Annotated in this window: 27 protein-coding genes; 11 read left to right on the top strand and 16 right to left on the bottom strand. The window is 65.3% G+C overall.

From position 1 onward, the window contains the following. Positions 1-46 precede the first annotated feature (46 nt). Entirely contained in the window at positions 47-643 is a 597-nt protein-coding gene (locus RH858_RS14875; RefSeq protein WP_310562297.1) for a HalX domain-containing protein, read from the top strand. A 42-nt stretch (positions 644-685) separates the two neighbouring features. On the opposite strand, the gene RH858_RS14870 is transcribed toward RH858_RS14875, so the two are convergent. Next, the gene (locus RH858_RS14870; protein ID WP_310562296.1) at positions 686-1,861 is read right to left on the bottom strand and encodes an aminotransferase class I/II-fold pyridoxal phosphate-dependent enzyme; all 1,176 of its coding nucleotides are present in this window, start codon (positions 1,859-1,861) and stop codon (positions 686-688) included. Then, the gene (locus tag RH858_RS14865; RefSeq protein WP_259534346.1) at positions 1,858-2,340 is read right to left on the bottom strand and encodes an Lrp/AsnC family transcriptional regulator; all 483 of its coding nucleotides are present in this window, start codon (positions 2,338-2,340) and stop codon (positions 1,858-1,860) included. Before RH858_RS14865 ends, RH858_RS14870 begins: the two co-directional genes overlap by 4 nt. A gap of 147 nt (positions 2,341-2,487) precedes the next feature. Here RH858_RS14865 and RH858_RS14860 point away from each other — a divergent pair, with 147 nt between their 5' ends. After that, positions 2,488-2,913 carry an EamA family transporter gene (locus tag RH858_RS14860; protein WP_259534345.1) on the top strand — a complete coding sequence of 142 codons (426 nt, stop codon included), beginning with the start codon at positions 2,488-2,490 and terminating at the stop codon, positions 2,911-2,913. Between the two features lie 27 nt (positions 2,914-2,940). Here RH858_RS14860 and RH858_RS14855 read toward each other — a convergent pair whose 3' ends face one another. The 4 genes from RH858_RS14855 to RH858_RS14840 all read right to left on the bottom strand — a co-directional run bounded on the left by RH858_RS14855 (position 2,941) and on the right by RH858_RS14840 (position 5,366). Then, entirely contained in the window at positions 2,941-3,540 is a 600-nt protein-coding gene (locus tag RH858_RS14855; RefSeq protein ID WP_259534344.1) for a thioredoxin family protein, read from the bottom strand. A gap of 106 nt (positions 3,541-3,646) precedes the next feature. After that, entirely contained in the window at positions 3,647-3,952 is a 306-nt protein-coding gene (locus RH858_RS14850) for a hypothetical protein (protein ID WP_310562295.1), read from the bottom strand. Positions 3,953-4,260: 308 nt separating this feature from the next. Beyond that, entirely contained in the window at positions 4,261-4,827 is a 567-nt protein-coding gene (locus tag RH858_RS14845) for a cob(I)yrinic acid a,c-diamide adenosyltransferase (protein ID WP_310562294.1), read from the bottom strand. 143 nt (positions 4,828-4,970) lie between these two features. Then, entirely contained in the window at positions 4,971-5,366 is a 396-nt protein-coding gene (locus RH858_RS14840) for a thioesterase family protein (protein ID WP_259534336.1), read from the bottom strand. Positions 5,367-5,520: 154 nt separating this feature from the next. Here RH858_RS14840 and RH858_RS14835 point away from each other — a divergent pair, with 154 nt between their 5' ends. From RH858_RS14835 to RH858_RS14825, 3 genes are all read left to right on the top strand, one after another. Next, complete coding sequence (locus tag RH858_RS14835; RefSeq protein WP_259534335.1) at positions 5,521-5,676, top strand: hypothetical protein; 156 nt, start codon at positions 5,521-5,523, stop codon at positions 5,674-5,676. A gap of 569 nt (positions 5,677-6,245) precedes the next feature. Next, complete coding sequence (locus RH858_RS14830; RefSeq protein WP_259534334.1) at positions 6,246-6,704, top strand: hypothetical protein; 459 nt, start codon at positions 6,246-6,248, stop codon at positions 6,702-6,704. A gap of 1 nt (position 6,705) precedes the next feature. Beyond that, a complete protein-coding gene (locus RH858_RS14825; RefSeq protein ID WP_259534333.1) occupies positions 6,706-7,344 on the top strand; it encodes an METTL5 family protein in 639 nt (212 codons plus the stop codon). Between the two features lie 25 nt (positions 7,345-7,369). Here the strand turns inward: RH858_RS14825 and RH858_RS14820 are convergent, their stop codons facing one another. Continuing rightward, complete coding sequence (locus RH858_RS14820; RefSeq protein ID WP_259534332.1) at positions 7,370-7,669, bottom strand: DUF6432 family protein; 300 nt, start codon at positions 7,667-7,669, stop codon at positions 7,370-7,372. A gap of 128 nt (positions 7,670-7,797) precedes the next feature. Here RH858_RS14820 and RH858_RS14815 point away from each other — a divergent pair, with 128 nt between their 5' ends. Continuing rightward, entirely contained in the window at positions 7,798-8,907 is a 1,110-nt protein-coding gene (locus RH858_RS14815; RefSeq protein ID WP_259534331.1) for a hypothetical protein, read from the top strand. A gap of 37 nt (positions 8,908-8,944) precedes the next feature. Next, a complete protein-coding gene (locus RH858_RS14810) occupies positions 8,945-9,328 on the top strand; it encodes a DUF5611 family protein (RefSeq protein ID WP_259534330.1) in 384 nt (127 codons plus the stop codon). Positions 9,329-9,332: 4 nt separating this feature from the next. On the opposite strand, the gene RH858_RS14805 is transcribed toward RH858_RS14810, so the two are convergent. From RH858_RS14805 to RH858_RS14790, 4 genes are all read right to left on the bottom strand, one after another. After that, positions 9,333-9,563: a hypothetical protein gene (locus RH858_RS14805; protein ID WP_259534329.1), complete on the bottom strand. Its 231-nt coding sequence runs from the start codon at positions 9,561-9,563 to the stop codon at positions 9,333-9,335. 5 nt (positions 9,564-9,568) lie between these two features. After that, positions 9,569-11,224, bottom strand: coding sequence for a lysine--tRNA ligase (gene lysS / locus RH858_RS14800; RefSeq protein ID WP_259534328.1), 1,656 nt, complete (start codon positions 11,222-11,224; stop codon positions 9,569-9,571). A 4-nt stretch (positions 11,225-11,228) separates the two neighbouring features. Further along, complete coding sequence (gene pyrH, locus RH858_RS14795) at positions 11,229-11,948, bottom strand: UMP kinase (RefSeq protein ID WP_259534327.1); 720 nt, start codon at positions 11,946-11,948, stop codon at positions 11,229-11,231. A 69-nt stretch (positions 11,949-12,017) separates the two neighbouring features. After that, complete coding sequence (locus tag RH858_RS14790; RefSeq protein ID WP_259534326.1) at positions 12,018-12,803, bottom strand: helix-turn-helix domain-containing protein; 786 nt, start codon at positions 12,801-12,803, stop codon at positions 12,018-12,020. A 149-nt stretch (positions 12,804-12,952) separates the two neighbouring features. Here RH858_RS14790 and RH858_RS14785 point away from each other — a divergent pair, with 149 nt between their 5' ends. From RH858_RS14785 to RH858_RS14770, 4 genes are all read left to right on the top strand, one after another. Next, positions 12,953-14,887, top strand: a complete 1,935-nt coding sequence (locus RH858_RS14785; protein WP_310562292.1) for a hypothetical protein — start codon at positions 12,953-12,955, stop codon at positions 14,885-14,887. 15 nt (positions 14,888-14,902) lie between these two features. Then, positions 14,903-17,398, top strand: a complete 2,496-nt coding sequence (locus tag RH858_RS14780) for an MMPL family transporter (RefSeq protein WP_259534324.1) — start codon at positions 14,903-14,905, stop codon at positions 17,396-17,398. An 81-nt stretch (positions 17,399-17,479) separates the two neighbouring features. Continuing rightward, positions 17,480-18,364 carry a molybdopterin synthase gene (locus RH858_RS14775; RefSeq protein ID WP_310562291.1) on the top strand — a complete coding sequence of 295 codons (885 nt, stop codon included), beginning with the start codon at positions 17,480-17,482 and terminating at the stop codon, positions 18,362-18,364. Positions 18,365-18,634: 270 nt separating this feature from the next. Next, positions 18,635-18,904 (top strand): hypothetical protein, encoded by a 270-nt coding sequence (locus tag RH858_RS14770; RefSeq protein WP_310562290.1) that lies wholly within the window; start codon positions 18,635-18,637, stop codon positions 18,902-18,904. A 96-nt stretch (positions 18,905-19,000) separates the two neighbouring features. Here the strand turns inward: RH858_RS14770 and thrS are convergent, their stop codons facing one another. From thrS to RH858_RS14745, 5 genes are all read right to left on the bottom strand, one after another. Continuing rightward, the gene (gene thrS, locus RH858_RS14765; RefSeq protein ID WP_310562289.1) at positions 19,001-20,947 is read right to left on the bottom strand and encodes a threonine--tRNA ligase; all 1,947 of its coding nucleotides are present in this window, start codon (positions 20,945-20,947) and stop codon (positions 19,001-19,003) included. Between the two features lie 247 nt (positions 20,948-21,194). Further along, entirely contained in the window at positions 21,195-24,029 is a 2,835-nt protein-coding gene (locus RH858_RS14760) for an aconitate hydratase (RefSeq protein WP_310562288.1), read from the bottom strand. A 214-nt stretch (positions 24,030-24,243) separates the two neighbouring features. Next, complete coding sequence (locus RH858_RS14755; protein ID WP_310562287.1) at positions 24,244-24,615, bottom strand: rhodanese-like domain-containing protein; 372 nt, start codon at positions 24,613-24,615, stop codon at positions 24,244-24,246. A gap of 100 nt (positions 24,616-24,715) precedes the next feature. Continuing rightward, positions 24,716-25,204: a TspO/MBR family protein gene (locus RH858_RS14750; RefSeq protein WP_310562286.1), complete on the bottom strand. Its 489-nt coding sequence runs from the start codon at positions 25,202-25,204 to the stop codon at positions 24,716-24,718. 56 nt (positions 25,205-25,260) lie between these two features. Next, the gene (locus RH858_RS14745) at positions 25,261-26,796 is read right to left on the bottom strand and encodes a TrkH family potassium uptake protein (RefSeq protein ID WP_310562285.1); all 1,536 of its coding nucleotides are present in this window, start codon (positions 26,794-26,796) and stop codon (positions 25,261-25,263) included. Position 26,797 lies beyond the last annotated feature (1 nt).

Below are 26,797 nucleotides of genomic sequence, written 5' to 3'. Positions count from 1 at the left end.
ATGCCCTCCCGTGGCATGAAGAACGTGTACACCTCGAGGACAGACTATGAGTGAGGATGCCCCGCTCGTGCTCATCGTCGAGGACGAGCCCGATCTTGCGGATCTGTACGCCGCGTGGCTTTCGAGTGACTACCGCGTGCGCACCGCCTACGGCGGGCAGGAAGCGCTCGACGAACTCGACGAACAGATCGACGTCGTCCTGCTCGACCGCCGGATGCCCGGCGTCTCGGGGGACGAGGTGCTCGAGGAGATTCGGGAGCGGGGGCTCGACTGCCGGATCGCGATGGTAACAGCCGTCGAGCCGGACTTCGACATCGTGGAGATGGGGTTCGACGACTACCTCGTCAAGCCGGTCGCGAAAGAGGAGCTGTACGAAACCGTCGAATCACTGTTGACGCGGAGTAGCTACGACGAGGGCGTCCAGGAGCTGTACGCGCTCGCCTCGAAGAAGGCGCTGCTGGAGTCCGAGAAGGGCTCGGCCGAACTCGAGAACAGCCAGGAGTACCAGCAGCTCGAACGGGAGCTCGAAGAGCTCCGTTCGGAGCTCGGGGAGACGCTCGACTCCTTCGGCGACCACGAGGAGTTCGTCAGTGTGTTTCGGGATCTCGAACGCGAGGCCGACGTCGATCCGTTCGAGGAGTGAGCGCGGGTCGGGGCGGAACGTTCACCGAAGAACCGCCAGCAGTCACCCCTCGAGGACGAACGTCTCGATCCGGTCCATCGCTGTTTTCAGCTCGTTCATCCCCGTCGCATACGAGACCCGCAGGTGCCCCTCGCCGCCGGCGCCGAACACCCGTCCGGGCACGACGGCGACGCCCTGTTCCTCGAGCAAGGACTCCGCGAACGCCTCGTCGTCGTCGCCACAGTCGGGGAACGCATAGAAGGCGCCGGTCGGCTCGAAACAGTCCAGTCCCATCTCCTCGAACCGGCTGTGGACGTAGCGCCGACGGCGGTTGTACTCCCGTCGCATCCGGTCGACCTCGTCGCCGCAGCTCGACAGCGCCTCGAGCGCGGCGTACTGTGCGGTCGTCGGCGCCGACAGCATCGTGTACTGGTGGATCCGCGTCATCGCGTCGACGATCTCCGGGGGACCTGCCGCGAAGCCGAGCCGGAGGCCGGTCATGGCGTACGCCTTCGAGAAGCCGTTGACCACCAGCGTCCGCTCGCGCATTCCCGGCAGCGACGCGATCGAGACATGGCCCCCGTCGTACGTCAGGGCGGCGTAGATCTCGTCGCTCACCACGAGCAGATCGTGTTCGCGACAGAACGCCGCCACCCGCGCGAGCTGCTTGCGGCTCATCGTCGCGCCGGTCGGGTTGTTCGGATAACACAGCACCAGCACGTCGGCGTCTTCGGCGCCTGCCGACGAGAGCACTTCGGGGGTGAGCGCGAAGTCGTCGGCGGCGCGCGTCGGCACCGGAAGCAGGTCGCCGCCGGCGAGGTCGACCCCCGGCCCGTAGGAGATGTACGTCGGCTGGTGAACCGCGACGACGTCTCCGGGGTCGACCAGCGCGCGCATCGCGAGGTCGACCGCCTCGCTGGCGCCAGTCGTGACGAGTAGTTCCTCGCCGGGGTCGTACGACAGCCCCCATCGAGTCAGGTAGTCGCCGATCCGTTCGCGCAGTTCGAGGAGTCCACGATTGGACGTGTAGGAGGTGCGACCGCGCTCCAGCGACTCGATGGCTGCGACGCGGGCGGCCCACGGCGCGGAGACGTCGGGCTCGCCGACGCCCAGCGAGATGACGTCCTCTCGCTGTTCGGCGAGCTCGAAGAAGCGACGGATCCCCGACTCCGGAAGCGTGGCGGCGCGCTCCGAGAGCCGGGAGCCGAACGCCGACCCCTCCATCTCGCGTTCGCTCATGGCGACACTGAAAGGCGGTCGTCCTCGTCGCGATCCTCGAAGACGAAGCCGCCGTCCTTGTACGTCTCCATCACGAAGTGGGTCACGGTCTGAGTGATCTCCGGTACTGGGGCCACCTGCTCGGAGACGAACCGGGAGACGGCCTGCATCGAGTCGCCCTCGACCTCGATCGCGAAGTCGTAGTTGCCCGAGACCAAAAGCAGCGACTTCACCTCCGGGAACCGGGCGATCCGGTCGGCGATCTCCTCGTAGTCGGTCTCGCGGTCGAGTTCGACGTTCAGTTCGACGATCGCCCGCACCGTGGCGGCGTCGACGGCGTCCCAGTCGATCACGGCGCTGTACCCCTTGATGACGCCGGCGTTCTCGAGCTCCTCGATCGCGGCCGCGACCGCCTCGGGTTCGCGGTCGAGCTGGCGGGCGATGTCGTCGACCGACGTGCGGGCGTCGTCGGCGAGTACCTCGAGCAGTTCGCGGTCCATACCTCCCTCTCGACGCCGACCCGCAAATGGGTTGTGCCCGGCGCAAGCCTGGCGGCCGGCAACGGGCGGAGTGCTTCCTCGGCCGTCTCGACGACCCGTTCTCGTCAGTTCCGGCGAATTTTTGTCCGACCCGGTCGGCGGGAACGTATGCGATGGCTCACGTGGGCGCTGCTCGCGCTCGTCGGATACACCCTGGTCGCTCCGCTGATGCGGGTGGCAACGAGCGGCACGAACCCGATCCCCAGCGACGTCGCCGCACTGATGACCAATACGATCCTCGTTTTGGCTGCACTCGCGGTCGTACTGGCGACGGATCAACCGCTCGCCGGGAGTTTGACACACGAGAAGGCGCCGCTGGTGTACGCCGCCGGGATCTGTCTGGCCGTCGGCATCCTGGCGTACTACCGGGCGCTGGCGCTGGGGCCGGTGAGCATCGTCACGCCGGTGTTCGGGCTGTTTCTGGTGACCAGTTCCGCAATCGGCATCGTGGTGCTCGGCGAGGATCTCACCGCGCGAAAACTGCTCGGGATCGTCTTCGCGATACTGGCGGTGTATCTCGTCAGCGTGGAGTGAGATGCGAACCGATCACGACGGGGACGGCTACACCTCGTCCCAGTACTCCGGTTCGTTACCCTCCGCCCACTTGATCGAACAGCCGCGGGAGGCGTTCCAGTCGACGGTTACCTCCTCGCCGGCGAGCACCTCCTCGATCGCCTGCCGGATCTCGAAGCCGGGCTCTCCCGAGGGGTCGTCGTCGGGGTTCAAGGCGTCGTCGAGCCGACCGTGATACGCCAGTCGGAACGTTCCGCCGTCGTTTGCAAACAGGAACGGGTCCGGCGTGCAGGTGGCGCCGTACGCCGCAGCGACCGCCTGGGTTTCATCGTGCAGGTAGGCGTCGTAGGCGATTCGCCCGGACTCGACGTACGCTTTCATCTTCTCGAAGGAGTCGTCCGGGTACTCCTCGGCGTCGTTGGGGTTGATACCCACGACGGCAACGTCGTCGTACTCGGCGGCGATGTCGTTGAGCGTCCCCTCCTTGGCTTCGGCGTACGGACAGTGGTTGCACGTGAACACGACCAACAGCGCCTCGTTGTCCGTGAAATCCGAAAGCGCGTGCGTCTCGCCGTCGACGCCGGGAAGCTCGAACGACGGTGCCTCCTCGCCCTCCTCGATGACCTGGATGCTCGGCAGTTCTACCATGTCAGTGGATTACCGTTCCACGAGTAAAAATACGGAGGGCCGCTCGTCGTCAGCGTCGGGAGCGAGTTGGCCTGTCGACCGCGGCTATTTGGCCTGTCGACCGCGGCTAGTTGGCCTCTCCGGACTCGCCAGGTGTTCCGGGCTCTTCGGGTTCGTCGTCCCTGAACGCCTGGATCTTCGCGCGGGCGCTCTCGATGGCCTCCTTCGCCTCGCCCTCGGCGCGCTCTTCCAGCTCCGACAGTTCGGCCTGGAGCGATTCGAGTCGCGACGGCTCTGGCTCCTCATCGGCCTCGCGGCCCGTCAGCTCCCGGACCTTCGCCTCGAGGTCCTCGAGTTCCTCTTTCATGCCCGCTTTCGCGTGTTCGACCGCTCGTCCGAGGTAGTACCGTGCGTCTTCGAAGTGCTTGCTCATATTTGCCCTTAGGAAGAGGACAGATATAATCCTTGTGGGGAACCGGCGGCACGGGCCATCGTGCGGTCGATCGTAACAGGCAGGACGCTCCACGACGAACGGTTCGAGAGTGAATCGATCGACCGTCGACGCCGCGGCCGCCACCCCGATCGGAGCCGTCCTGCACGTCGGCGTCTGGACTGCTTGGCAGGCCTATCGGGCCATCTCACCCAATTCAAGGCGGAGGCCCCATCCTCAACGAGCGCAGGGGTTCCGATGGTCAATCGGAAGCACAAGCGAGTAGGGTGGGGTAGTTGACGGCGGCTCTCTCAATAGGTCGGCGACTCCTCGCGTTCGCCGTCCCGCCGGTTGACCACCCGGGCAAACACGAACAGGGCGTCTGAGAGCCGGTTGAGGTAGACGATCGCCTCCTCGTTTATCGGATCGTCGGCCGCCAGCGCGACCGCCCGGCGCTCTGCCCGGCGGACCACCGTCCGGGCGTGGTGGAGCCGCGCCCCCGACTCGCCTCCACCCGGGAGAATAAACGAGTCGAGGGGGTCGAGCTCCTCGTCGAACTCGTCCATCCACTCCTCGAGCTGGTCGACGTGTTCCTCGCGGATCCGGGTCAAGTCGCCACCCGCCTCGCCCTCCCCGTCGGTATCGCTTCCGTCGGTTCCGGGGCTTGCGAAGTCGGCCTGGATGATGTGGAGGTGGTTCTGGATCGCCGACAGCGTCTCGTCGACGTCGTCGTAGCCCGTCGGACGGATCGTTCCGACGAGAGCGTTGGCCTCGTCGACGGTGCCGTACGCCTCGATTCTGGCGCTGGTTTTCGAAACGCGAGTGGCGTTTCCGAGATCGGTCATGCCGTCGTCACCGCGCCCGGTGTAGATCCTCATCGGGCCACCTCCGAAAGCGTCTCCCGAACGTGCTCACAGAACGGACAGCCGTCCAGCGCGTACAGTGTGGTCGTCATTGTCGAACGATGGCTCCCCAGGGGCAAGTAAGTTCCCTCGTTGGCGACTCTCCTCGATCGATGGGATCAGAGACCGTGGGACGCGGCGATCTCCTCGCGCCACTCCTCGGGGATCGGCTTCGAGGAGTCCGACTCGAAGTCGTAGGTCACCAGGACGGACTCGGCGACGGCGACCACGCTCCCGCCCGTCCGGATTTCGTACTCCATCGGAACGCTGGAGCGCCCCAGCTCGGGAACGTCGATCGCGACCTCGACGGAGTCGGCGTCGGTGACTGGTTTCCGGTAGTCGACGGAAAGCGACGCCAGCACGACGTCCAGTTCGCCGATGCCGGCCCCGAGCACGGTTCGGAGATACTCGACGCGCGCCTGTTCGAGATACGTCACGTACACGGCGTTGTTCACGTGCCCGTACGCGTCGAGGTCGCGAAACCGAACCTGAACGTCGGTCGTAAACTCGGTCATGGTTCGCGATTGTCCGGCGGCTAACTTAGCCGATCCGAAACCGGAGAGTAGGTATTCTATATAGCATCATGGAATTTACAATCGGGCGGGCTCTCCGATCAGAGACGAAAATCCCAATATTCAATTCGGTTGGACGTGGAGTTTCGAGCATACCATGGAACGCAATGAGGAGTGTCCGAAGTGTGGTGGGGAACAGAAGTTCTGGCTGACTGCGTCGATGGAGGTTCACCTCGGAGAGAAGACGAAGTGGCGCTGTAGCGAATGTAACTTCGGGTTCATCGAGATCAACGGGATCTCGACGCTCGCCTGAACGGCCGACTATCTCTCCGTTTTGGGATCAGCCGGAATAGCTGCAGGATCGTCCCTTCAACAGGCGAGACGTTTCGACGGATCCGGCCGATCTGTTCGCCTCGAAGTGCTTCATGCTCGCCGCAGAACTGTTTCTCTGCGCCCCGCTGTTGTTACCGAGAGATTCGCAAGGGAGAATATCCTTTGTTTAAACTCTATAGTGCTATAGGAAATGTAAACTCGTCCAGTCGGGGTCGGCGCCGCCGAGCGACGGACAGCGCCGCCACTTGAGAAGCCAGTCACGTTAGTTGACGCGTTCGGGACTCAATCGGAATCGACCCACAGCTCGCCGTCAGAAAGGGAGGGGGAATGGAGCGTGTGACTTCCCCCAGGAGTGCGTACGACTCCCGGGCACATAGTTGTGGGAGATATTTTATAATCTGATAAAAGGAAACGAAAACAAGGCACCGATCGGAGACAACGTGTAGGCACGCGAGCGGGGACGATCAGTCGATCGTTCGTCGGAAGGTCCGGTGGATTACTATTAAGCATAAACAAAGCCTTTAGTATAACTAGAAGCTATTGGCAGATATGAGCACGACCGACTCAGCCGGGACGGATGGGACACTCGCCCGAAAAACGAGCGACGAACCTTCGAAAGCGACGGTCGAAGCCGAGTCACTGCCGTGTCGACCGACGGACGCGATCCCCGTCGAGATCGATGCAAAGGAGATCGAGTCGACGGCGAAACCGTATCTGCAGGACCTGAAGTCGACACTGCTTTCGAACGACCGCCAACCGGCCCACGTTGTCGTCGAAGCGACGTTCGACGAGCCGGGATCGATCCCGATCCACAGCGAGACCGATCGACTCCGCCGGCACCTGCTGGCGGCGTCGTTTCTGGGCGCCGGGCGCGTGACCGTCGAGATCGACGCGGTCTCGAATCCGGCTCGGGTCGCCCCTGCGCTGTCCGCAATCGAAGAGCGGGCGCGCCGCGAAGGGATCGCGCTTTCGGTGAGCGTCCCCGAAGGCGTCACCGTTTCCGCCTGACGTGTCCTCCAAACGGAACCTGGCGACCCAGCTCGCGGTCGTCGCCGGCTTCGAGGACCCGGTCGCGAGCCTGGAACAGTACCCCACCCCGCCGGAGCTCGCGGCCCACGTGATCCACGTCGCGGACCTGCAGGGCGACATCGAAGGACGGACGGTGCTGGATCTGGGTACCGGGACCGGAATGCTCGCACTGGGGGCTGCCCTCCGTTCCCCGGCACGTGTGGTCGGGATCGAGATCGACGCACCGGCACTGTCGATCGCACAGCGAAACGAGCGCCGGGTGGGATCGACTGCCCCCGTCCACTGGATTCGCGGGGACGCCGGCCGACCGCCGATCCGAGACGGGGCCCCTACGACGGTCGTGATGAATCCACCGTTCGGCGCCCAGGACGGACACCGCCATGCGGATCGGCGCTTCCTCGCAACTGCTGCCGAACTCGCGGACGTCTCCTACTCTATTCACAACGAAGGCAGCCAGGACTTCCTGGAGGCGTTCGCGTCGGACAACGGCGGCACGATCACCCACGCGTTCAAAGCGGAGTTCGAACTGGAACACCAGTTCGACCATCACGCCGAAGACCGGCGCGACATCGACACGGAAGTGTACCGGATCGAGTGGGGATCCGCTCGGGAAGCCTGAGCTCGAGCGGTACGGCCTCCGGGAGCTAGAGTCCGAGCCGCTCGCGGATCTCCTCGAAGAATCCGTGGCGACCGTCCGAGCCCTCTCCCGACTCGGGCACCACACGGTCTGCGGGCGTGATCCGCACCGCCTCGCCGGTTCGATCGACGTGGATGAGACCGTCGTCCTTCAGCGCCGCAAGTGCCTCTTCGAGTCCGTCGATTCCCGTGTCGACGGCCGTACGGAGTTCGAGAACCGTCATCCCCTCCTCGGCGCGATCGACGAGCGCGTCGAGCACCGCGACCTCCGTGTCTGGACGGTCGCGATACTCCGGCTTCGCCTGCATACGCGTACGAACGACCGGCGACCGTTTACGTTTACCGGCGGGGCAATCGCTCGTTCGGCCCGTAGCGTCAGCCGTCCGTCAGACAGCGAGCGTGGCGCTTTTAGTAGAGGAAACCGCTCTTCCAGCCAATGGGACTCAGGTGTCTGCTCGGACACGACTTCACCGAACCCGAACTCGAGCGCGACCGGGAGACGTCGGGTGGGGAAGTCGTCATCACAGTTCGGGAGGTCAAAACGTGCCGCCGGTGTGGGGAAACCCAGATCGTCAGCGAAAACAAGGAAGTCACGTCGGTCGAACAGCTCGCGGAAACTGCCCGGAGAGCCGATGACGGGGATAGCTCGCCGGAGTCGTCCCCCGAACCGGAACCAGGCGCGGCCGACGCTGGCACCGACGAGTTGGCCTCCGGTTCGCCCGCCGAAGCCCCTTCCGAACCGGATGTCGGGGAGGAGGAGATCGACGAGGGGTCGGAAGTCGATCCGGACGACGAGGTCACGGTGGACGCGTCCGGAGAGAGTGACGCCGACGAGGGACCCGCGTTCGAAGACGACGACGTTTCACAGGACGCCGAGGAGGACGACGGGATCATTCTCGACGACGAACCGACCGACTCCGACCGGTCTCCGGGTGCCTGGCCGGACGCAAGCGACACGCGCCAGGAAGGTGAGGATCCGACCCCCGACGGCGTCGAAGGCGCGGCTGGAGACGAAAGCGCGATCGTGGACGAGACAGCCGAAGACGACCGTGCTGAACCGTGGCCCGACCAGCACGGTGAAGACGAGGGGTACGACGCCGAGCCGGGCGGCGGCACGCCGGAGGGTGTCTCGTTCGGAAGTGGGCTCAGGCCCGAGGCGACCGACGGACAGTCCCCGGAGGACGACGAGGGGGTCGAATTCATCGAAAGCGCCGGGGACGTGTCGGGTTCCGGCGGAGCATGGCCCGACCCGACGGACGGCGCCCCTAGAGAAACCGCCGACAGCGCCGCCGGTGACACCGACGATGCCAACGGAGACGACGACCGTGCCGAGGTGTCGGAGACGGACGCCGCCGAGGACACGGAGTTCACCCGAGCTGCCGACGCCGTCGACACGAGCACGGGGACGCCGTTCGAGACGGAGTTCTTCTGTCCGGAGTGTGGTCACACCGCACCGACCGACGGATCGTCGCTGCGTACCGGCGACATCTGCCCGGAGTGTCGCCGGGGGTATATCGCGGAGCGGGAACGGGCCCCCGAGCGGTGACGAAACAGGTAAACGTCACCCTTTCGAACGAGTGTCCATGAAGGAGTACAAGATGCGCCGCGGGGAGCATCTCGAGGAGCGCGTCCCGGACCTGAAAGGGAAAATCGAGGAGTACTTCGGCGAGGTTGCCGGTACCGACGAGATGAACGGCCACGAGCTGTTCGTCGTCGAGGATCCGGACAATCCCGTCTTCGAACGAATCCTCGCCGGGACAGCGAAGTACAGCGGCAAGAAGGACAAACTCGCCGTTCACTTCGAGGAACGTCCGGCCGAGGACGTCATCGCCGAAGGGCAGGCGGACGCCGCCGCCGAGGCGGTCTCGCTGAAGAACGACTTCCTCGAGGAGGTAACCGGCCGGGACGCGAAGTCACGCCGGGAGTCGATGAAACGCGCCGTCGAGGACGACGCCCCCGACGTCTGATGGGTCACCACTCCTTGCAGTCGGGACAGACGAACGTTCCCTCTTGACGCCACAGTCGGGACGCAGTCGAGCCACAGTCCGGACACGCCTCGCCCCCACTCGACCAGCGCGACGTAGCGGCGGCGGGTTCGACGTCGTCGACTGAATCGTCTGTCCCGTCGCCGTCGGACGGTTCTCCGTTCTCGTTATCGTCGTCGTCCGGAACGAAGTCGTCGAGCGAGTACTCTTCCGGCACGTCGATCACTCCTCTCGACGGAGGCGGGCGACGACGAAGTCGCACTCGAGTTCGCCCAGGAACTCGCCCAGACGGGGCCCCTGCGTCTCGTCGAAGAACAGCCGGTAGCCCGCCTCGAAGAACTCGCCGACCTCGAGATCGTTCCGTCTGGCGATCTCGTACATCTCTCCCTGGATCTCTTCCCCGTCGTGGCCGGCCTCGACGAACGCCGCGAGATCCTCGAGTGCCGTCTCGATTTCCGCGTCGAAGGCGACGTCGGGGAGGTCCGCCTGGAGTCGGTAGTTGTACTCGTTGTCCATTCGTTCGGCCCACGCCCGGGCCTTTTCGACCCGATCGAGCGCCTCCGCGACCGCCCAGTCGGGCGTGTCAGGGTCGAGGTGACCCTCCTCGCGTGCGAGTCGCTCGCGGAACTCCCGGTCGTCGACCATCCCGAGCACCGCCGCAAACGTGTACGGGAGACGGACGCGGTCGGGATCCGGGTCGGCGTCGGGGCCGAGAACGTACGGATACGCCCGCTCTGCCATCCGAGTGAGCTCCTCGTCGTCGACCTCGCCGAAGTACGCTCGTTCGAACCGGTCGAAGTCGTCGACGAGCTGGTCGAGTCGAGCGAGATCGAGGTTGCGGGCCTTCGACGGGTCGAGCGCGAAGAAGTACCGGATCACTGCCGGCTCCAGCAGCTCTAGCAGCTCCGAGACAGTGACGACGTTGCCCGCAGACGAGGAGAGCGCCTCCCCGTCGAGTGTGAACCACTCGTAGGTCATCGGCACCGGCGGCTCGATCCCGAGGACGTTGCGGGCGATGTCTTCGCCGCTGGGCCAGGATCCCTCGGCGTGGTCCTTGCCGAACGGCTCGAAGTCCACGTCGAGCACCTCCCACTGGGCGGGCCACTCGAAGCGCCAGGGGAGTTTCCCCTCCCGAAACGTGGCGGTCCCCTCGTGCCCGCAGCCGTCGATGGTGGAGTCGCCGACCTCCAGATCGGTACATCGATACGCGACGGTACCGGCGCCGACGTCGACCGCAGTCACCGTCTCGGTGATCTTCCCGCACTCCGCACAGATCGGATTGAACGGAACGTACGAGTCGTCGATCTTGGCCTGATACTTCCCCAGGACCTCCCTTGCGGCGTCGAGATCCGAGAGGATCCGCCCGATCACGTCGTCGAAGGCGCCCTCCTCGTACAGTTCGGTGTTCGAGACCATCTCGACGGGAATGTCGAGTCGAGCGGCGTCAGCCTGCAGGAGTGCGGTAAAGTGGGCGGCGTACGACTCCGCCTCGCCGAAGGGATCCGGGATCGCGGTGTACGGCTTGCCCAGGTTGCGCCCGAGCGCGCCGGCGTCGACGTCGCCCAGACCGACGAGGTTGCCGTCCCGGTCCGCCAGTGTCCGGGGGAGCTTCCGAAGGGGATCCCGGTCGTCCGAGGTGAACACCTGTCGGACCTCGTGACCGCGGTCCCGGAGCACGGCCGCCACGAAGTAACCACGAATGATCTCGTTGAAGTTCCCGAGATGGGCCACGCCCGACGGCGAAACGCCCCCTTTGATCACGATCGGCTCGTCGGGGTCGGTCGCCTCGATCTCGTCGGCGACCGCCTCCGCCCAGAACGCCCGTCGCGCTGCTCCGGAGTCACCGTCTGCAGTGGAATCGGAGTCGAAAGCGGTCATGGAATCACTCGACCTGTGCCCAGTAGGTCGGCCGGTCGCTCTCTGCAGGGACGATGTCGGTGCCGGTGTGATCTCCGCGCAACACCGCATCGACCACGCGCTCGGGGTCGGTACCGTCTAGCACCACGGTGCGGATGCCGCCGCGCTGGATGAGCTTGGCGGCGAGCAGGTCGACTGGGGCCGACGCACCCGCGTCGCGGCTCATCGGCACGATGATCTCCACCAGCTCCTCCGGGGAGAGTTCCGCGTACTGGGTGGCGGAATCGTCCTGGTTCGGATCCGCGTCGTACACCCCGTTCGCGCTGGTAGCGTACACGAGCAGGTCGGCGTCGACCGACTCGGCGAAGGCGGCGGCGACCGCGTCCGTGCTCTGTCCCGGGGCGACTCCACCCATCACGGCGATGTCCCCGCGGCGGAGCGCCTCACCGGCGGCGTCGTACTCTTTGGCCGGCGACAGGTTCGCCGCCTGTCCCAGCGCCGCGATCAACAGCCGGGCGTTGAGCCGCGTCGCGCCGATCCCGAGCTGATCGAGCTGTACTTCGTTCGCGCCCAGTTCCCGCGCCGCGGCGATGTACTCCCGGGCGACCTTGCCGCCGCCGGCGACGACGCCGACGTCACACCCCTCGTCGACGAGCGTCTCGATCATGGAGGCGTACGCTGCCACGCGATCCGGGTCCAGGTCCGGCGCGAGCACGCTGCCGCCGATAGAAAGAACGACTCTCATTGCCACGGGATAGCCCTGTTTCGCTCTTAAGGATTGTCAACCGCCGGCCGAGCCCGGGCGCCCCGCCGATCACTCCTCGGACGTCTCCGAAAGCGACTGTTCCACGAGCGAAACGAGCGTGCGGGCAAACCCCGAATCGCTGCTCCAGAACGCCGTCTCCTCGCCGTCGTCTCCGGGATCGGGAACGAGAACGCTGTGCAACACGTTTCCGTCATCGACCACCAGAAGGCGGGCCGCGTGGTCCTCCTCGGACATCGTTTCGGGAGGTTCGATCGCCGTCACGCCGTCCACGTCCGCGAACCGGTCGAGCGTCTGGCGGTCGCTGCTTATTACCAGAACGTCGATCCCGGCGTCGTCACGCTCTGCGAGCAGTTGGACGTGCCGGTCCGGGAGGAACCGTTCGTTTCGCACTCCGAGAACGATCCGGCGTTCGGCACCGCCGATCAGCTGAGCGATCCGTCCGTCGATCGCCTCCCGGCCCCGGACCGTCCAGATCTCCTCGCGGGTCTCGGCATCGTGGGACTGTGAGCGCTCCAGCTCCTCGAGCCGGTCGACGACCGTCTCGAGATCTCGTTCGAGCCGGGATCGCAGTATCGACTCGATCTCTTCGGGAGCGGTGGCGTGGTACTCGCGTGGAGTGGCGTGTTGAACGTGCAGGAGGCCGAGCTCCTCGAGCTCCTCGGCGGTTCCGTACACCTGTGATCGCGGAACGTCTGTGGCGTCAGCGAGCTCCCTTGCGGTCGCCGATCCGAGCCGTGCGAGTCCGAGCAGAAGCCGTGCCTCCGTGCGGGTCAAGCCGAGTCGGACGAGCGACCCGACCGCCGCCTGCTCGTCTCCGCTGTCCGACCGAGTCATCTCCCGACACCGGTGAAAGGCGCCACATATTTACGCAGCGACATTGTTAGTAGCTTCATACTAACACTACGATATATGAGTTCCGAACCCCCCTTCCTCGCCTCCCTCCAGTACCGATCTCGACCGTCCCTCCTGGAGGACATCCAGCCGTGAACTCCCGCACGTGGCTGGTCGTCGGGTTCGCCGCCGCGATGGTGCTCGCCCTGCTCGCGATCCCCGTTGCAGGAACCGGGTTCACCAGAGGAGAACCCGACATCGACGTGTATCTCCCCGAAAACGAGGTCACGCCCGGAGAGGACGCCACACTCGGGCTCCAACTGCAAAACGACGGCGACCTGTCGACCGGGACACAGCGGGACGCCGTCCTGACCGCCCGAAGCACGACGGTCGAAGTCCGTGACGGCGGCCCCTTCGAGGTGAGAACCGGAACGACTCCCGTCGGCACGATCCAGGACGGCATGACCGTTTCCGCGCCGGTCAGGATCACGGTCCCCGAGGACCTCGAACCCGGCGAGTACGAGATCGACCTCCGGGTCCGGTACTCCTACACTCAGCAGGTGCAGACGGGATCGGACATCCCGTTCGATCGCTCCGCGAGGGAAACCCACACGGTGACCGTTCGCGTTCTCCCCGACTCGCAGTTCGAAATCGTCTCCGTGAGCGGCGACGTTCAGCCCGGCAGCGGCGGCGAAGCCGCCGTCGAGATCCAAAACGTCGGCACCGAAACCGCCAGAGAAGCGCGCGCCACCGTGACCGGCTCCGGTGGACTCGTCTTCGACGGCGGCGCCGCCGAGGCGTTCCTCGGCGACCTCGAACCGGACGAGTCGGCGACCGTCGAGATCGACGCTTCGCTCCCGGACGACGCCACCGCCGCACCCAAACCCGTCTCCGCGAACGTCCAGTACCGGGACGGCGACGGTCGCGACCGAGAGGCGCGCGCGCGAAACGGGAGCCTCGTTCCCATCGCCGAGCAGTCTTTCGACGTCCGAGATCTCGAGGGAACCCTGTCGACCGGCTACGGCGGGACGGTTACCGGTACCGTCGTCAACGACGGCCCGAGAGACGCCACCGGTGTCGTCGTCACCGTGGACTCCGAGTCGCCTGCCGTCCAGATCGACGAACCCCGCGTGTCGATCGGTACCCTCGAGGCCGGCGAGGCCCGAACGTTCCAGTTCCGAGCCGGCGTGTCTGCCGACGCCGATCCCGGGCCCAGGCAGGTTTCCGTTACCGTCGGCTACGACGACGATCACCGGAGTTCGCTCCGGGCGGAACCCGTTACCCGGCGCGTCGACGTCGCGGAGACCCGGTTCGACGTCGTCGATCTCGATGACACGCTCTCGGTGGGGTACGACGGGACGATCACGGGGACACTGGTCAACCACGGCGACAACCCAATCGAGGACGGCGTCCTCACGATCGAGCCGGCCTCCGACTCGCTGTTCGTCGAAGAGCGCCGATACGCGCTCCCTCGGCTCGAACCGGGCGAGTCGGCCGCGTTCGAGTTCCCCACCGACGTCAGCGGGCAGGCCGACGCCGGTCCCCGGCAGGTCAGCTTCACCGTCGACTACCGCGGCGCGACCGGTCGCAGCGTCCAGTCCGAACCGATCACCCGACGCGTGGTCGTCGACGAGCGCCGCCCGGAGTTCTCGCTTTCGGCCCCCGACGCGTCCGTCGAGGCGGGCGGCTCGACCACCCTCGAGATCGAGATCACCAACGATCGGCCGGAGACGCTCTCGAACATCGACGCCAGGCTGTACGCCGAGAGCCCGTTCGACTCGACGAGCGACGAGGCGTTCGTGACGGAGCTGGCGCCCGGAGAGAGCGCGACACTCCAGTTCCAGCTGTCGGCAGACGACGGAACGATGCCGAAGACGTATCCGGTCGAACTCGACTTCCAGTACGACACCCAGCGGGGTGACACCGTGCTCTCGAACACGTACAAGCAGGCAGTAGACGTCCAGCCTGCGTCCGACGACGACGACGGCCTCCCGATCGAACTCGTCGGCGTCGGCGTCGGGGTCCTCGCCGTCCTCGCCGTGGCGGTGGTCCTCTGGCGGCGACGATCGGCCGGCGGCAGACCGTGAGGGGGACGCGAAGCGATGGCTGAGTCCGACGACAACGATCCCGTGACCAGGGCCGTAAACCGGCTGGTCACGGAGCGACCCTGGACGATCGTCGCGGTCTTCCTGCTTCTCACCGCTGGGTTCGCCGTGGGGATCGGAACCGACGCCGAACAGCAGGCAGGGGCCGACCAGTTCACCGAGGACATCGAGGAGTTCGAGGCGTTCGAGGAGATGCAGGAGGTGTTCGCCCCCCGCGACCGTGATGGCGGTGGAGCCAGCGCTACAGTGTTCGTGAAAGACGACCGGAACGTGTTGTCCGAGCAGTCGCTGTTGCGGATGCTCGAGGCGCAACAGCGGCTCGAAGATCGCGAGGGCCTCCGGGTGTCGGCGACGTCGAGCCCGGCGTCGACGATCGCCCGCGAAATCGACCCGAGTGCGACGACTGTCGAGACCCAGCGCCGGACGATCGAACGCGCCTCCCCCCGACAGCTCGCTGGGGCGATCCAGTCCGCCGCCGACCGAGGATCCCTGGGAGGAGTCAGCACCGACCTGAATCCGGCTACGGGATCGGCGTCGACGGCACAACTGCAGGTGAGTTACGACCTGCCCGCCGGCGCCGGACAGTCCGACCGGGCGGCGCTGCAGTATCGAACGATCGACGTCCTCGAAACCGTCGACGGCTACACGATCAACGACAACGTCGTCGTCTTCGCGGACGCGCTCCTGGAAGACGAGATCCTGCAACTGCTCAACGACACCGCAATCGTCGTCTTTCCCGCAGCGATACTGCTGATCGTCTTCTTCCTCGTGATCGCGTACCGGGACCCCGTCGACCTCGGGGTCGGGGTCGCCGCACTCGTGATGACGCTCGTGTGGACGTTCGGCTTCATGGGATACGCCGGGATCCCGTTCGGCGACACGATGGTGACGATATTCCCGCTGTTGCTCGCGGTGGGGATCGACTTCGGGATCCACATCATCAACCGGTACCGCGAGGAACGGCTCGACGGCGCCGGGATCGACGACGCAATGCTACTAACTACCAGCCAGCTGACTGTGGCGTTTCTCATCGTCGCGATCACCACCGTGTTCAGTTTCGCGGCGAACCTGACGAGCCCGCTCGGGAGCCTGCGGGACTTCGGGCTGGTCGCTGCGGCGGGTATCACCTTCACGTTCCTCATCTTCGGCGTGTTCCTCCCGGCGGCGAAGGTCGCTTTCGACCGGCTCCGGGAGGGACGGCGGTTCCCCCAGTTCGGAACGAAACCGCTCGGACGGAAGGGATCGATCCTGGGGACGATCCTTCCGGCGGGCGTTTCCCTGGCCAGGGTGGGTGCCGTCGGCGTCCTCGTGGTCGCACTCGTGGTCGGGGGCGCGGCAGGCGCGTACGGGACCGGCGTGGACACGGAGTTCTCCCAGGAGGTGTTCTTCCCGAACGAAGAGCGCATCGAACAGTACGATCGGCTTCCCGAGCCGTTCAAACCGGGAACCTACTCGTTCCTGGAGGTGATCTCGATACTCGAGGACGACTTCGATCAGGGATTCATCGGGAGCGTGACCTTGTACATCGAGGGGCCGGAGGTGCGTTCGGACGCCACCCTCAGAGAGATCGACCGCGCGACCCGGGATCCGCCGCCGGCGTTCGCCGGCGACCGGCGCGAGGCGGACGCCAGCAGCGTGCTCTCCGTGACTCGACAACACGCCGAAGAGAACCCCGAGTTCGGCGCGCTCGTCCGGCAGACCGACACCACCGGAAACGGCGTTCCGGACCGCGACGTCGACCGGGTGTTCGAGTCGCTTCTGGATTCCCCGCGAGGTGACCAGGCACGGACGTATCTCGCCGACGACCGGAGCGCGACCCGGATCCAGTTCCAGCTCACCGCCGAAGCGGACGCGACGGACGCCACTCGCGACGCGTGGGTGGTCGCAGAACGGTTCCAGACGCTGGAGGCGACGCCGACCGGACAGATCGTGGTGAACCAGGCGGTGATCGACCGGATCACCGAGTCGGCGATCGTGAGCCTGTTCGTGGCGTTCGGGCTGACGGCGGCGTTTCTCGCGATCAGCTACCGGCTGCTCGAAGGACGGGCGATCTACGGAATCATCAACCTCGTTCCCGTCGTCGTGACTGTCGCCCTGCTGGCGGGATCGATGCGGCTGTTCGACATCGCCTTGACACCGATCAACGCGCCGATCCTCGCAGTCTCGATCGGTCTCGGGGTGGATTACACCGTCCACTTCATGCATCGATTCGTCGACGAATTCGACGGTGATCCCGCCGTCGACGTGTACGAGGCGCTGCTGGTGACAGTTCGAGGAACCGGCGGTGCGTTGACCGGCAGTATGCTCACGACCGTCACCGGAATCGGCGTGCTGTACGTCGCATTGATTCCTCTGATCGCGGAGTTCGGGATCCTGATCGCGCTGGGGGTGCTGTACGCCTACCTCGCGGCGATCCTGTTGCTCCCGGCCACGATCGTGGTGTGGGTTCGGGCTGAGGCCCGCCTGCGGGGCGTCGAAACCGCGGCGGTGTGACCGTCGAGTCCGGCGCCGCCGACTCGGTCGGCCGGAACTACGGCGGAAAGCCATTTATCCACGCGACCCCGGGAACTACGTATGCAACCACTCAGCGTCGTCGGCCCGGGCGCCGACGCCGTCGTGCGATCGCTCGCGACGCGTCTCGAAGGCCGGGTCGCCACGGTGCGGGCAGCCGAACGCGAAACGGGAACCGGAGAGGGCACGGGCGTCGCGGACGGCGGACTCGCAGCCGAAGCCACGTCGGAGCCGAGACCCGACCCAGCCACGACGGTTACACTTAGCGAAGACGGAACCTGGAGCGTCAGCGGATCGGACGGCACGTTCACTGACCTCCTCGAGACGCTTGCGCCGACCCACGACTACGTGCTCGCGGCCGGGTTTACCCGGTTGCGGGTGCCGACGGTTCGGCTGACCGGCGACACTGACGAGGGGTCCGACGCGGGCAGTGAAGGGCCCAACGAGGAGGAGATCGCCGGTGATATCGTGGAGACGGCGATAAATCCGGAGGATCTAGATCTCGAGGCTCTCGCCGGGCGGATCGACAGCTTCGAGCCCTACGTCACCCTGGAGGAGCTCGTGGCGGAGGCGAAAGCCTCGCCGATGGCGGAGCGGTCGGGTGCGATCGCAACCTTCACCGGCCGCGTTCGGGTTACGGATTCCCCAGACGACGATCGGACCGAACGGTTGGTCTTCGAAAAGTACGACGGCGTCGCCGAAAACCGGATGGACGACATCCGGAAGCGCCTGGAGTCCCGCGATGAGGTGTTCGAGGTGTTGCTACACCACCGTTCGGGCGTCATCGAGGCCGGTGAGGACATCGTCTTCGTCGTCGTCCTCGCGGGGCATCGCAAGCAGGCGTTCCGGGCAGTCGAAGACGGGATCGACCAGTTGAAGGAAGAAGTGCCGATCTTCAAGAAGGAATCGACCGAAAGCGAAGAGTTCTGGCTCCACGAGCGCGAGTGAGTATCGCCGACGAAAGCGGAATTCTCACCGATCGAAAACGGATTTCGGCGTCGAAACCACCGTTCATTCGTGGACCGAACGTCTCGTCGATCGGAACCCATCTTGAAGCCTCAGATCATGTTTTAAAACTTCTAGACTGATTTAAAAAGTTCGTAAAACGTCCGTCAGACACAGTTTATCGGCAACACTCTCCTGAAAGGAGCTGAATCACCCCTAACGTTCCTGCCTTTATAACACCCCCTCGGCACAATGGAGGGACGAGGTGTCACAATGAGCGCGACTGCAACCCCCTCCACCGACGTGACGACGGAGACGGACTCCACTGAAGAGTCGAAAGAGGAACGTCTCAGGTCGTACCTCCGAAAGCGAGCCGAAGACGGCGAACTCTACTTCAAGGGCAAGTTCATCGCCGACGATGTCGACCTCTCCCCGAAGGAGATCGGCGCGCTGATGGTGAAGCTCAGCGAATCCGCCGCGGACCTCCAGATCGAAAAGTGGTCCTACACCGGCGCGACGACCTGGCGCGTCGAACCCGCCTGAACTGTCCACAGAACGAACGCACGGCGATCACGACCCCGGGACGTCGATCCGGTCCCCGCCGATCGCGCTCCCCGGCAAATCGACCTGGCGACTAGCTCACGCGAGGAAGTCCGGTTCGGTCCGTTTCTCCTCGCGTTCGTTTTCGAGGTGTTCGAGGAACGCCTCCAGTTCGACGTCCGCTTTTTCACGCTCGAACCGGTCCCGTACGGAGACAGTACCGGTCTCCTCCTCGTCGGGACCGACGACCAGCATATATGGGAGCCGGTCGTCGTGGCCGGCCCGGATCTTCCGGCCGACCGTCCAGTCGCGGTCCTCGATGTCGACCCGGAAGCCGGCCTCCGAAAGATCGTTTTTCACGCGGTGGGCGTAGCCGAGCGTCTCGTCGCTCACGGGGAGGATCCGAACCTGTTCGGGGGCCAGCCACAGCGGGAAGTTCCCGTCGAAGTGCTCGATGAGTACCATGAAGAACCGCTCGTAGCTGCCGTACAGCGCCCGATGGATCATCACCGGGCGGTGCTCCTCGTTGTCCTCGCCCGTGTAGGTGAGATCGAACCGTTCGGGCATGTTGAAGTCCAACTGAACGGTCGGCCCGTCCCAGCTGCGGCCGAGCGCGTCCTCGAACGCGAAGTCGATCTTCGGCCCGTAGAAGGCGCCGTCACCGGGTTCGAGGGCGTAGTCGTAGCCGTCGGTCTCGAGCACCTCCCGCAGCTGCGACTCGGCGGACTCCCAGATCTCGTCGCTTCCGACCGACTTCTCCGGCCGGGTCGCAAGCGCCACCTCCACCTCGAGGTCGAACGTCTCGATCACCTCGAAGATCATGTCCATCACCTGCCGGACCTCCGCCTCGATCTGATCCTGCCGGACGAACAGGTGGCCGTCGTCGATCGTGAACGCCCACACCCGCGAGAGCCCGGACAACTCGCCGCGCTGCTCCTTCCGGTACACCTTCCCGTTCTCGAAGTACCGCATTGGCAGCTCCCGGTAGGACCAGGACTTCTGGTCGAAGATCGTCGCGTGACCGGGACAGTTCATCGGCTTGAGGCCGTACTCCTCGTCGTTTACGTCCAGCAGGAACATGTCGTCCCGGTAGTTGTCGTAGTGGCCGGACTGCTTCCACAGCTCCGTCCGGAAGACGTGGGGCGTCTCGACCTCCTCGTAGCCGGCCCCACGGTTGAGCTCGTTGGCGTACTCCTCGAGTTCCCGGAGCACGGTCTTGCCGTTGGGGTGATACAGCGGGAGCCCCGGACCCGTCACCGTGGGGATCGAGAACAGGTCCATCTCCCGGCCGATCTTCCGGTGGTCCCGCTTTTTGGCCTCCTCGCGTCGCTCGAGGTACTCCTCGAGGTCGTCCTCGCTTTCGAACGCCGTGCCGTACACGCGGGTGAGCGTCTCGTTGTCCTCGTCGCCGCGCCAGTACGCCGAGGAGATGTTCAACAGGGCGAACGCGCCGACCTCGCCGGTGGACTCCACGTGTGGCCCCCGGCAGAGGTCCTCCCAGTCGTCCTGGACGTAAAAGGAGACGACCGCTTCGCCCGCAGCCTCCTCTTCCAGGATCTCGCGTTTGAACCGGTTGTCCGCGTAGCCGTCGATCGCCTCCTCGCGCGGGCGCTCGTCCCGATGGAGTTCGTAGTCGGCCTCGACGATCCGTTCCATCTCCTCTTCGATCTCCGCGAGGTCGGCCTCGTCGAGGTCGACGCCCGTCACGTCGTAGTAGAAGCCCTCGTCGGTCGGGGGGCCGATCGCGAGTTTCGCCTCCGGATACAGCCGCTGGAGTGCCTGGGCGAACACGTGGGCGGCCGTGTGTCTGAGGACCCGGAGGTACTCGTCGGCGTCGTCGGTGACGATCTCGAGGCGGGCACCGTCGGGGACGACCGCGGCCTTGTCCACGAGTTCGCCGTCGACGACGCCCGCGACTGTGTCCCTTCCCAGCCCCGGACCGATCTCGTAGGCGACGTCCTCGACTGTCGATCCCTCCGGTACGGAAAGCTGTGATCCGTCCGGAAGGACGACCGTCACGTCTGCCTGGGCGTCGCTCTCGCTCATGTCATCCAGAAGCCGGACGAGCGGGATAAGTGTTTTTGGACGCCGGCACTCCGTCGCACGGGATGGGTCGAACGGGAACGTGTCTTCAAAACCCGCGGTTTAAAGTAATATAGTACTCTTCCGAAATACTATCCTCCCCCATACTAACTGCTGGAAGCAATCCGCCATAGACGCATCTGTCGTCGAGCCCGAACGATAGCCGGTCTCCGCGAAACGAATGTCAGACCGGCGAGACCGCTCGAACCGCCTAGTTCTCCTCGGTCAGCAGCCGCCGGAGCACGTAGTGCAGGATGCCGCCGTGTTCGACGTACGTCACCGCGGCGGGGGTGCCGACCTGTGCGGTTACCGGGAACTCGACGGTCTCGCCGTCCTCTTTCTCGGCGACGACGGTGAGTTCGGCGTTGGGTTCCAGGCCGTCGTCGAGCCCGCGGATGTGGAAGTACTCCGAACCGTCGAGCCCGAGCGACTCCCAGGAGTCGCCGGGCGAAAACTGCAGCGGCAGCACGCCCATGCCGACCAGGTTGTCGCGGTAGATCCGTTCGTAGCTCTCGGCGATGGTCGCGCGGATCCCCAGCAGGTCGGTCCCTTTGGCGGCCCAGTCGCGGCTGGATCCGGTACCGAACTCCACGCCCGACAGCACCACGAGCGGCGTCTCCTCCTCGCGGTAGCGCTCGCTGGCCTCGAAGACCGTCGTTTCTTCATCGGTTGGATGGTGGATCGTGTAGCCACCCTCCGTCCCGTCGAGCATCTCGTTTTCGATCCGGACGTTCGCGAACGTCCCGCGCATCATCACTTCGTGGTTGCCCCGACGGGAGCCGTAGGTGTTGAACTCGTGGGGGTCGACGCCGTGGTCCATGAGCCACTGCCCCGCCGGCAGGTCGGGACCGAACGGACCGGCCGGGCTGATGTGGTCGGTGGTGACCGTATCACCCAGCAGCATGAGACACCGGGCGTCCTCGATATTCGACACGCCGGGCTTTTCCAGCGGGAAGTCCGTGAAGAACGGCGGTTCCCGGATGTACGTCGACTCGTCGTCCCACTCGTAGACGTCGCCGGTGGGCGCGTCGAGCGCCTCCCAGCGGGCGTCGCCTTCGAACGCCTCCGCGTACTTCTCTTCGAACATGGAGGAGTCGACGTTGTCGTGGATTGCCTCTTTTACCTCCTCCGGGCTCGGCCAGACGTCCGAGAGGTAGACGGGTTCGCCGTCGTCGCCGACGCCGATCGGTTCCTCCTCGAGGTCGACGTCCATCCGTCCCGCCAGCCCGTACGCGACCACCAGGGGCGGGCTCGCCAGGTAGTTGGCTTTGATCTTCGGGTGGATCCGCGCCTCGAAGTTCCGGTTGCCACTGAGGACGCTCGTGGTCCAGAGGTCGTGTTCGTCGATCGCCTCCTCGATCGATTCCGGCAGCGGGCCTGCGTTGCCGATACAGGTCGTACAGCCGTACCCGACGACGTGGTACCCCAGATCCTCGAGATACGGGAGCAGCTCGGACTCCTCGAGGTACTCCGTGACGACGCGGCTCCCTGGCGCCAGGCTGGTCTTGACGTAGTCGGGCACTTCGAGCCCCATCTCCACGGCGTTTTTCGCCAGCAGCCCGGCAGCGATCATCACCGACGGGTTCGAGGTGTTTGTACAGCTGGTGATCGCGCTGACGACGACGCTCCCGTGCCCGATCTCGGCTGTAGTGCCGTCATCGAGTTCGATGGGGACCTTCTCGCCGAGGTTCGACTTCGACGTCGGCGAGGGTTTTTGCATCTGTGCGGCGTCGCCCCCGGCGGTCGTCGTGGGTGCGTCGCCTCCGGCAGCCGTCTCGGGGGCGCCGCCGTCGCCCCCGTCGTCGAACCACCGATCCAGGTCGGCCGGGTCCTCGGGCGTCGCGTCGGCGACCTCCTCGGCGACCAGCTCCCGGAAGTGAGTCTTCATTCCGTCCATCGGGACCCGGTCCTGCGGGCGCTTGGGACCGGCGAGACTGGGTTCGACGCTCCCCAGGTCGAACTCGACGACCTCGGTGTATTCGGGCTCCTGCTCGCCGAACAGTCCCTGAGCCTTCAGGTACTCCTCGACCAGCTCGACGTGTTCGGGGTCGCGGCCGGTGAGTTCGAGGTAGTCGAGCGTCGCCTCGTCGACCGGGAACATGCTGATCGTCGACCCCTGCTCGGGGGCCATGTTCGAGATGGTCGCCCGATCTGCGACCGAGAGGCTGGAGACGCCCGGACCGAAGAACTCGACGAATCGGTCGACGACGCCGACCCCCCGGAGCTGTTCGGTGACGTGCAACACCAGGTCCGTCGCGGTGGCTCCCTCCGGGAGTTCGCCGGTGAGCCGGACGCCGACGACCTCCGGGAGCTTCATCGTGATCGGCTGGCCGAGCATAGCGGCCTCCGCCTCGATGCCGCCGACGCCCCAGCCGACGACGCCGATCCCACCGATCATGGGGGTGTGGCTGTCGGTGCCGACGAGCGTGTCAGGAACGAGCCACCGGTCGCCGTCACGCTCGCGGTCGTGGACGACCTGTCCGAGATGTTCGAGGTTTACCTGGTGGACGATCCCGGTGCCCGGTGGGACGACCTGGAACCGATCGAAGGCGTTCTGGGCCCACTTGATCGCCCGGTAGCGCTCCGCGTTGCGCTCGTACTCGAGTTCGACGTTCTTTTCGTAGGCGTCCTCGGATCCGAAGTAGTCGACCTGGACGCTGTGGTCAATTACCAGGTCACAAGGAACCTCCGGCTCGACGATCGAGGGATCGGCCCCGTTGCGATCGGCGGCCGACCGGAGCGCCGCGAGGTCGACCACGGCCGGGACGCCCGTGAGGTCCTGCAGCACGACCCGAGAGGGCGTGAAGGGGACCTCAACGTCGGGGACGTCCGGCTCCCAGCCGGCGGCGTTGCGGACGTCCTCCTCGGTGATCCCCTCGCCGTCGAGGTTCCGGAGCACCGACTCCAGCAACACCCGGATGCTGACCGGCAGTTTCTCCAGGTCACACAGTCCGGCGTCCTCGAGCGCGGTCAGGTCCGCCATCCGGTAGGTGGTCCCGTCGTGCTCGAACTCGCGGATCGCACCGAAAGGGTCTTGTCCGCTCATAGGGGCGGGTAGACGCACGCGGTATTTCAATCGTTCGTCTGAGACGCGTTGACAGTGACCGGAGGGCCGTACTACTGGGGGGCATTTTCAGTAACAAGCGCAGAATTGTCGTGCAAACCGAGCACAAACCCGACACCAATGGAGCAACAGCCACGGGAACACGCTCGAACGCTCTCGCCCGCGGCCCGTGGACCCGGGGGCTCAATCAGCCGTCTCAACCCACCGTTCGCCAGAGCAACGACCGCAATTTGTAGCCGATCGTCCCGTTTTGGTAGCCGTTCCAGCCGCTCATCCCACCCAGGAGCGTGGCGGCGTCGTGGCCCTCCCCCTCGAGGACGGCGGTCGCTTTTTTCGCGACGATCCCGGCCTTGCAGATCACGACGACGTCCTCCTCGCGGGGAATCTCGTCCAGCTGACTCCGAAACGAGGAGTCGTCCCCGCGTTGGAGGTCGCTGTACACCGGGACGTTGTGTGCCCCGTCGATGCACCCGCGCCGGTAGGAGTCCCGGGGACGGATATCCAGTAGAAACAGGTCCTCACCGGCGGAGAGTCGCCGGTCGAGCTCCGACGGTCTGATCTTGCCCATATATCCCAGTTGTGCCCACGACCGATAAGTGTCGCTTTTCCAGCCATCATTGTGCAGGCGTCGTCGAAAGGAACGTCGGAAGCTTCGACGGATCAGCAGGTCAGGCGGCGTAGATCGCGTAGTTGAGGACCGCCGCAAACGACACCCACACCAGGTACGGAACGACCAGCGCGGCAGCCACCCGGTCGACGCGGTCGAACGCGACGATCGTACCGACGATCCCGACCCAGAGAGCGAGGATCACCAAAAGCCCCAGATCGGGCCGCTGGAGGCCGAAGAAAACCGGCGTCCACAAGATATTAAGCGCGAACTGTCCGGCGAAGACACCGAACGCAACCCGCACGTCGCGACGTCGGAGCCCCCGTTTCCAGACGCGGTACAGCGCAAGGCCGAGCAGTGAGAAAAGCAGCGTCCAGACGATCGGGAACAGGATCTCCGGCGGATAGAACCACGGCCGGTCGATCCAGTCGGTTTCGGAGCCGAAAAGGAATGCAGGGAGCGCGCCGAGGGCGTTGACGCCGACGACGAAGCCCGCCGCGAGAAGTGCCTCACGACCGGACGGAAGTCCCAGCGAGCGGTTCGTGTGCATACCGACGGTACGCTGCGGAGTTACTTAAAACGGGGACGGTAATTGATCCTCACTCCTCACCGCTTCCAGAACGCGCCGGTGAAAAGCACCATGACGGGGATAATCTCCAACCGGCCGATCCACATCAGGAAGATCATCAGTAGCTTGCTCGTCGACGGAAACGCAAGATAGCTTCCGAACGGGCCGAGCAGCCCGAACCCCGGACCGATGTTCCCGATCGTCGCGAGGCTGGCGCTTGCAGCCTCGAGAACCGATAGTTCGAGCCCGACGCGGGAGGCGTCCAGCGCGATCACCACGGCCGCGACGGCGAAAAGCACCAGGTACAACAGCGTGAACGCGAAGATTGCCTGGATCACGTCCTCGTCGACGACGTACCTCCCCAGCCGGACCGGCCTGACCGCGTCGGGGTGGGCAGTGGTGAAAAGCTCGCGTCGGATCGTCTTGAGGACGACGAGCCACCGGACGACTTTGATTCCACCCCCGGTCGACCCCGCCGAACCGCCGATGAACATCGCGAACAACAACACGATCTGGGCACTCGTGTCCCACTGGGCGAAGTCACTGGTGGCGTATCCAGTCGAGTTCATGAGGGAGCCGATCTGGAACGCAGCCTGCCGCAGCGAGTTCTCGAGAACGCCCTCCGTCGTGCCGCCGAGTTCGAGCGTTGGCGCTGCACCAGTGAACAGCAATCCCCAGAGGACGACGATCAGTCCGGCGACTGCACCGATATACGCCTGGAACTCCCGGTTCCGGAAGAACGACCGGTATTCACCCTGGAGGACGTAATAAAACAGCGCGAAGTTCGTCCCGGCGACGAGCATGAACGGAATCACGACCCACTGCACCGCCGGCGAGAACGCGGCGATGCTGTCGGCCTGCGGGGAGAACCCACCGGTCGGGAGGGTGGTGAAGCCGTGGGCGACGGCGTTGTACACGTCCATATTCGGCGCGAGTCCGACGTAATGTAACCCGAGCAACAGCAGCACGTAGAGCAGCGTGAACGCGAAGTAAAACAGCCACAGGATCCGGGCGGTTTCGGCAATGCGGGGCGTCAGCTTCTGGAGTTCGGGACCCGGCGCCTCCGAGTCAATGAGCTGGGCCCCGTTGACCGCCAGTTCGGGCAGGATCGCGACCATCAGCACGATGATCCCCATCCCGCCGAGCCACTGGGTGAGCTGTCGCCACAGCAACAGGGCGTGTGAATGCTGCTCGAAGGAGATCTCCCCCATCACGGTCGCGCCGGTGGTCGTGAAACCCGACACCGATTCGAACAGCGCATTGATCGGATGTGACAGGGTCGAGGCGGTCCCGTAGCCGGCAAGCGCGTACGGGACGGCACCGACCAGCGAGACGACGCCCCACACGAGCGTGACGAACAACAGCGCCTCGCGGGGACCCAGATCCGTGTGACTGGAGGCGCGTTCCAGGAGCAGTCCGATCCCGAGTGCGAGCGAAAGCGAGACGAGAAACACCAGAACGTCCTCCCGGTAGACGACCGCGACGGCAAGCGGGACGAACATCGCAAACGAGAGATACTTCACCGCGGTTCCGGTCAGGGCGACACTTGCCCGCCAGTCCACTTTCACCGACATC

This window comes from Halalkaliarchaeum sp. AArc-GB (assembly GCF_031432225.1).
In the GTDB taxonomy this organism is placed as follows: Archaea; Halobacteriota; Halobacteria; order Halobacteriales; family Haloferacaceae; genus Halalkaliarchaeum.
This window is presented reverse-complemented; position numbering and strand designations above follow the sequence as displayed.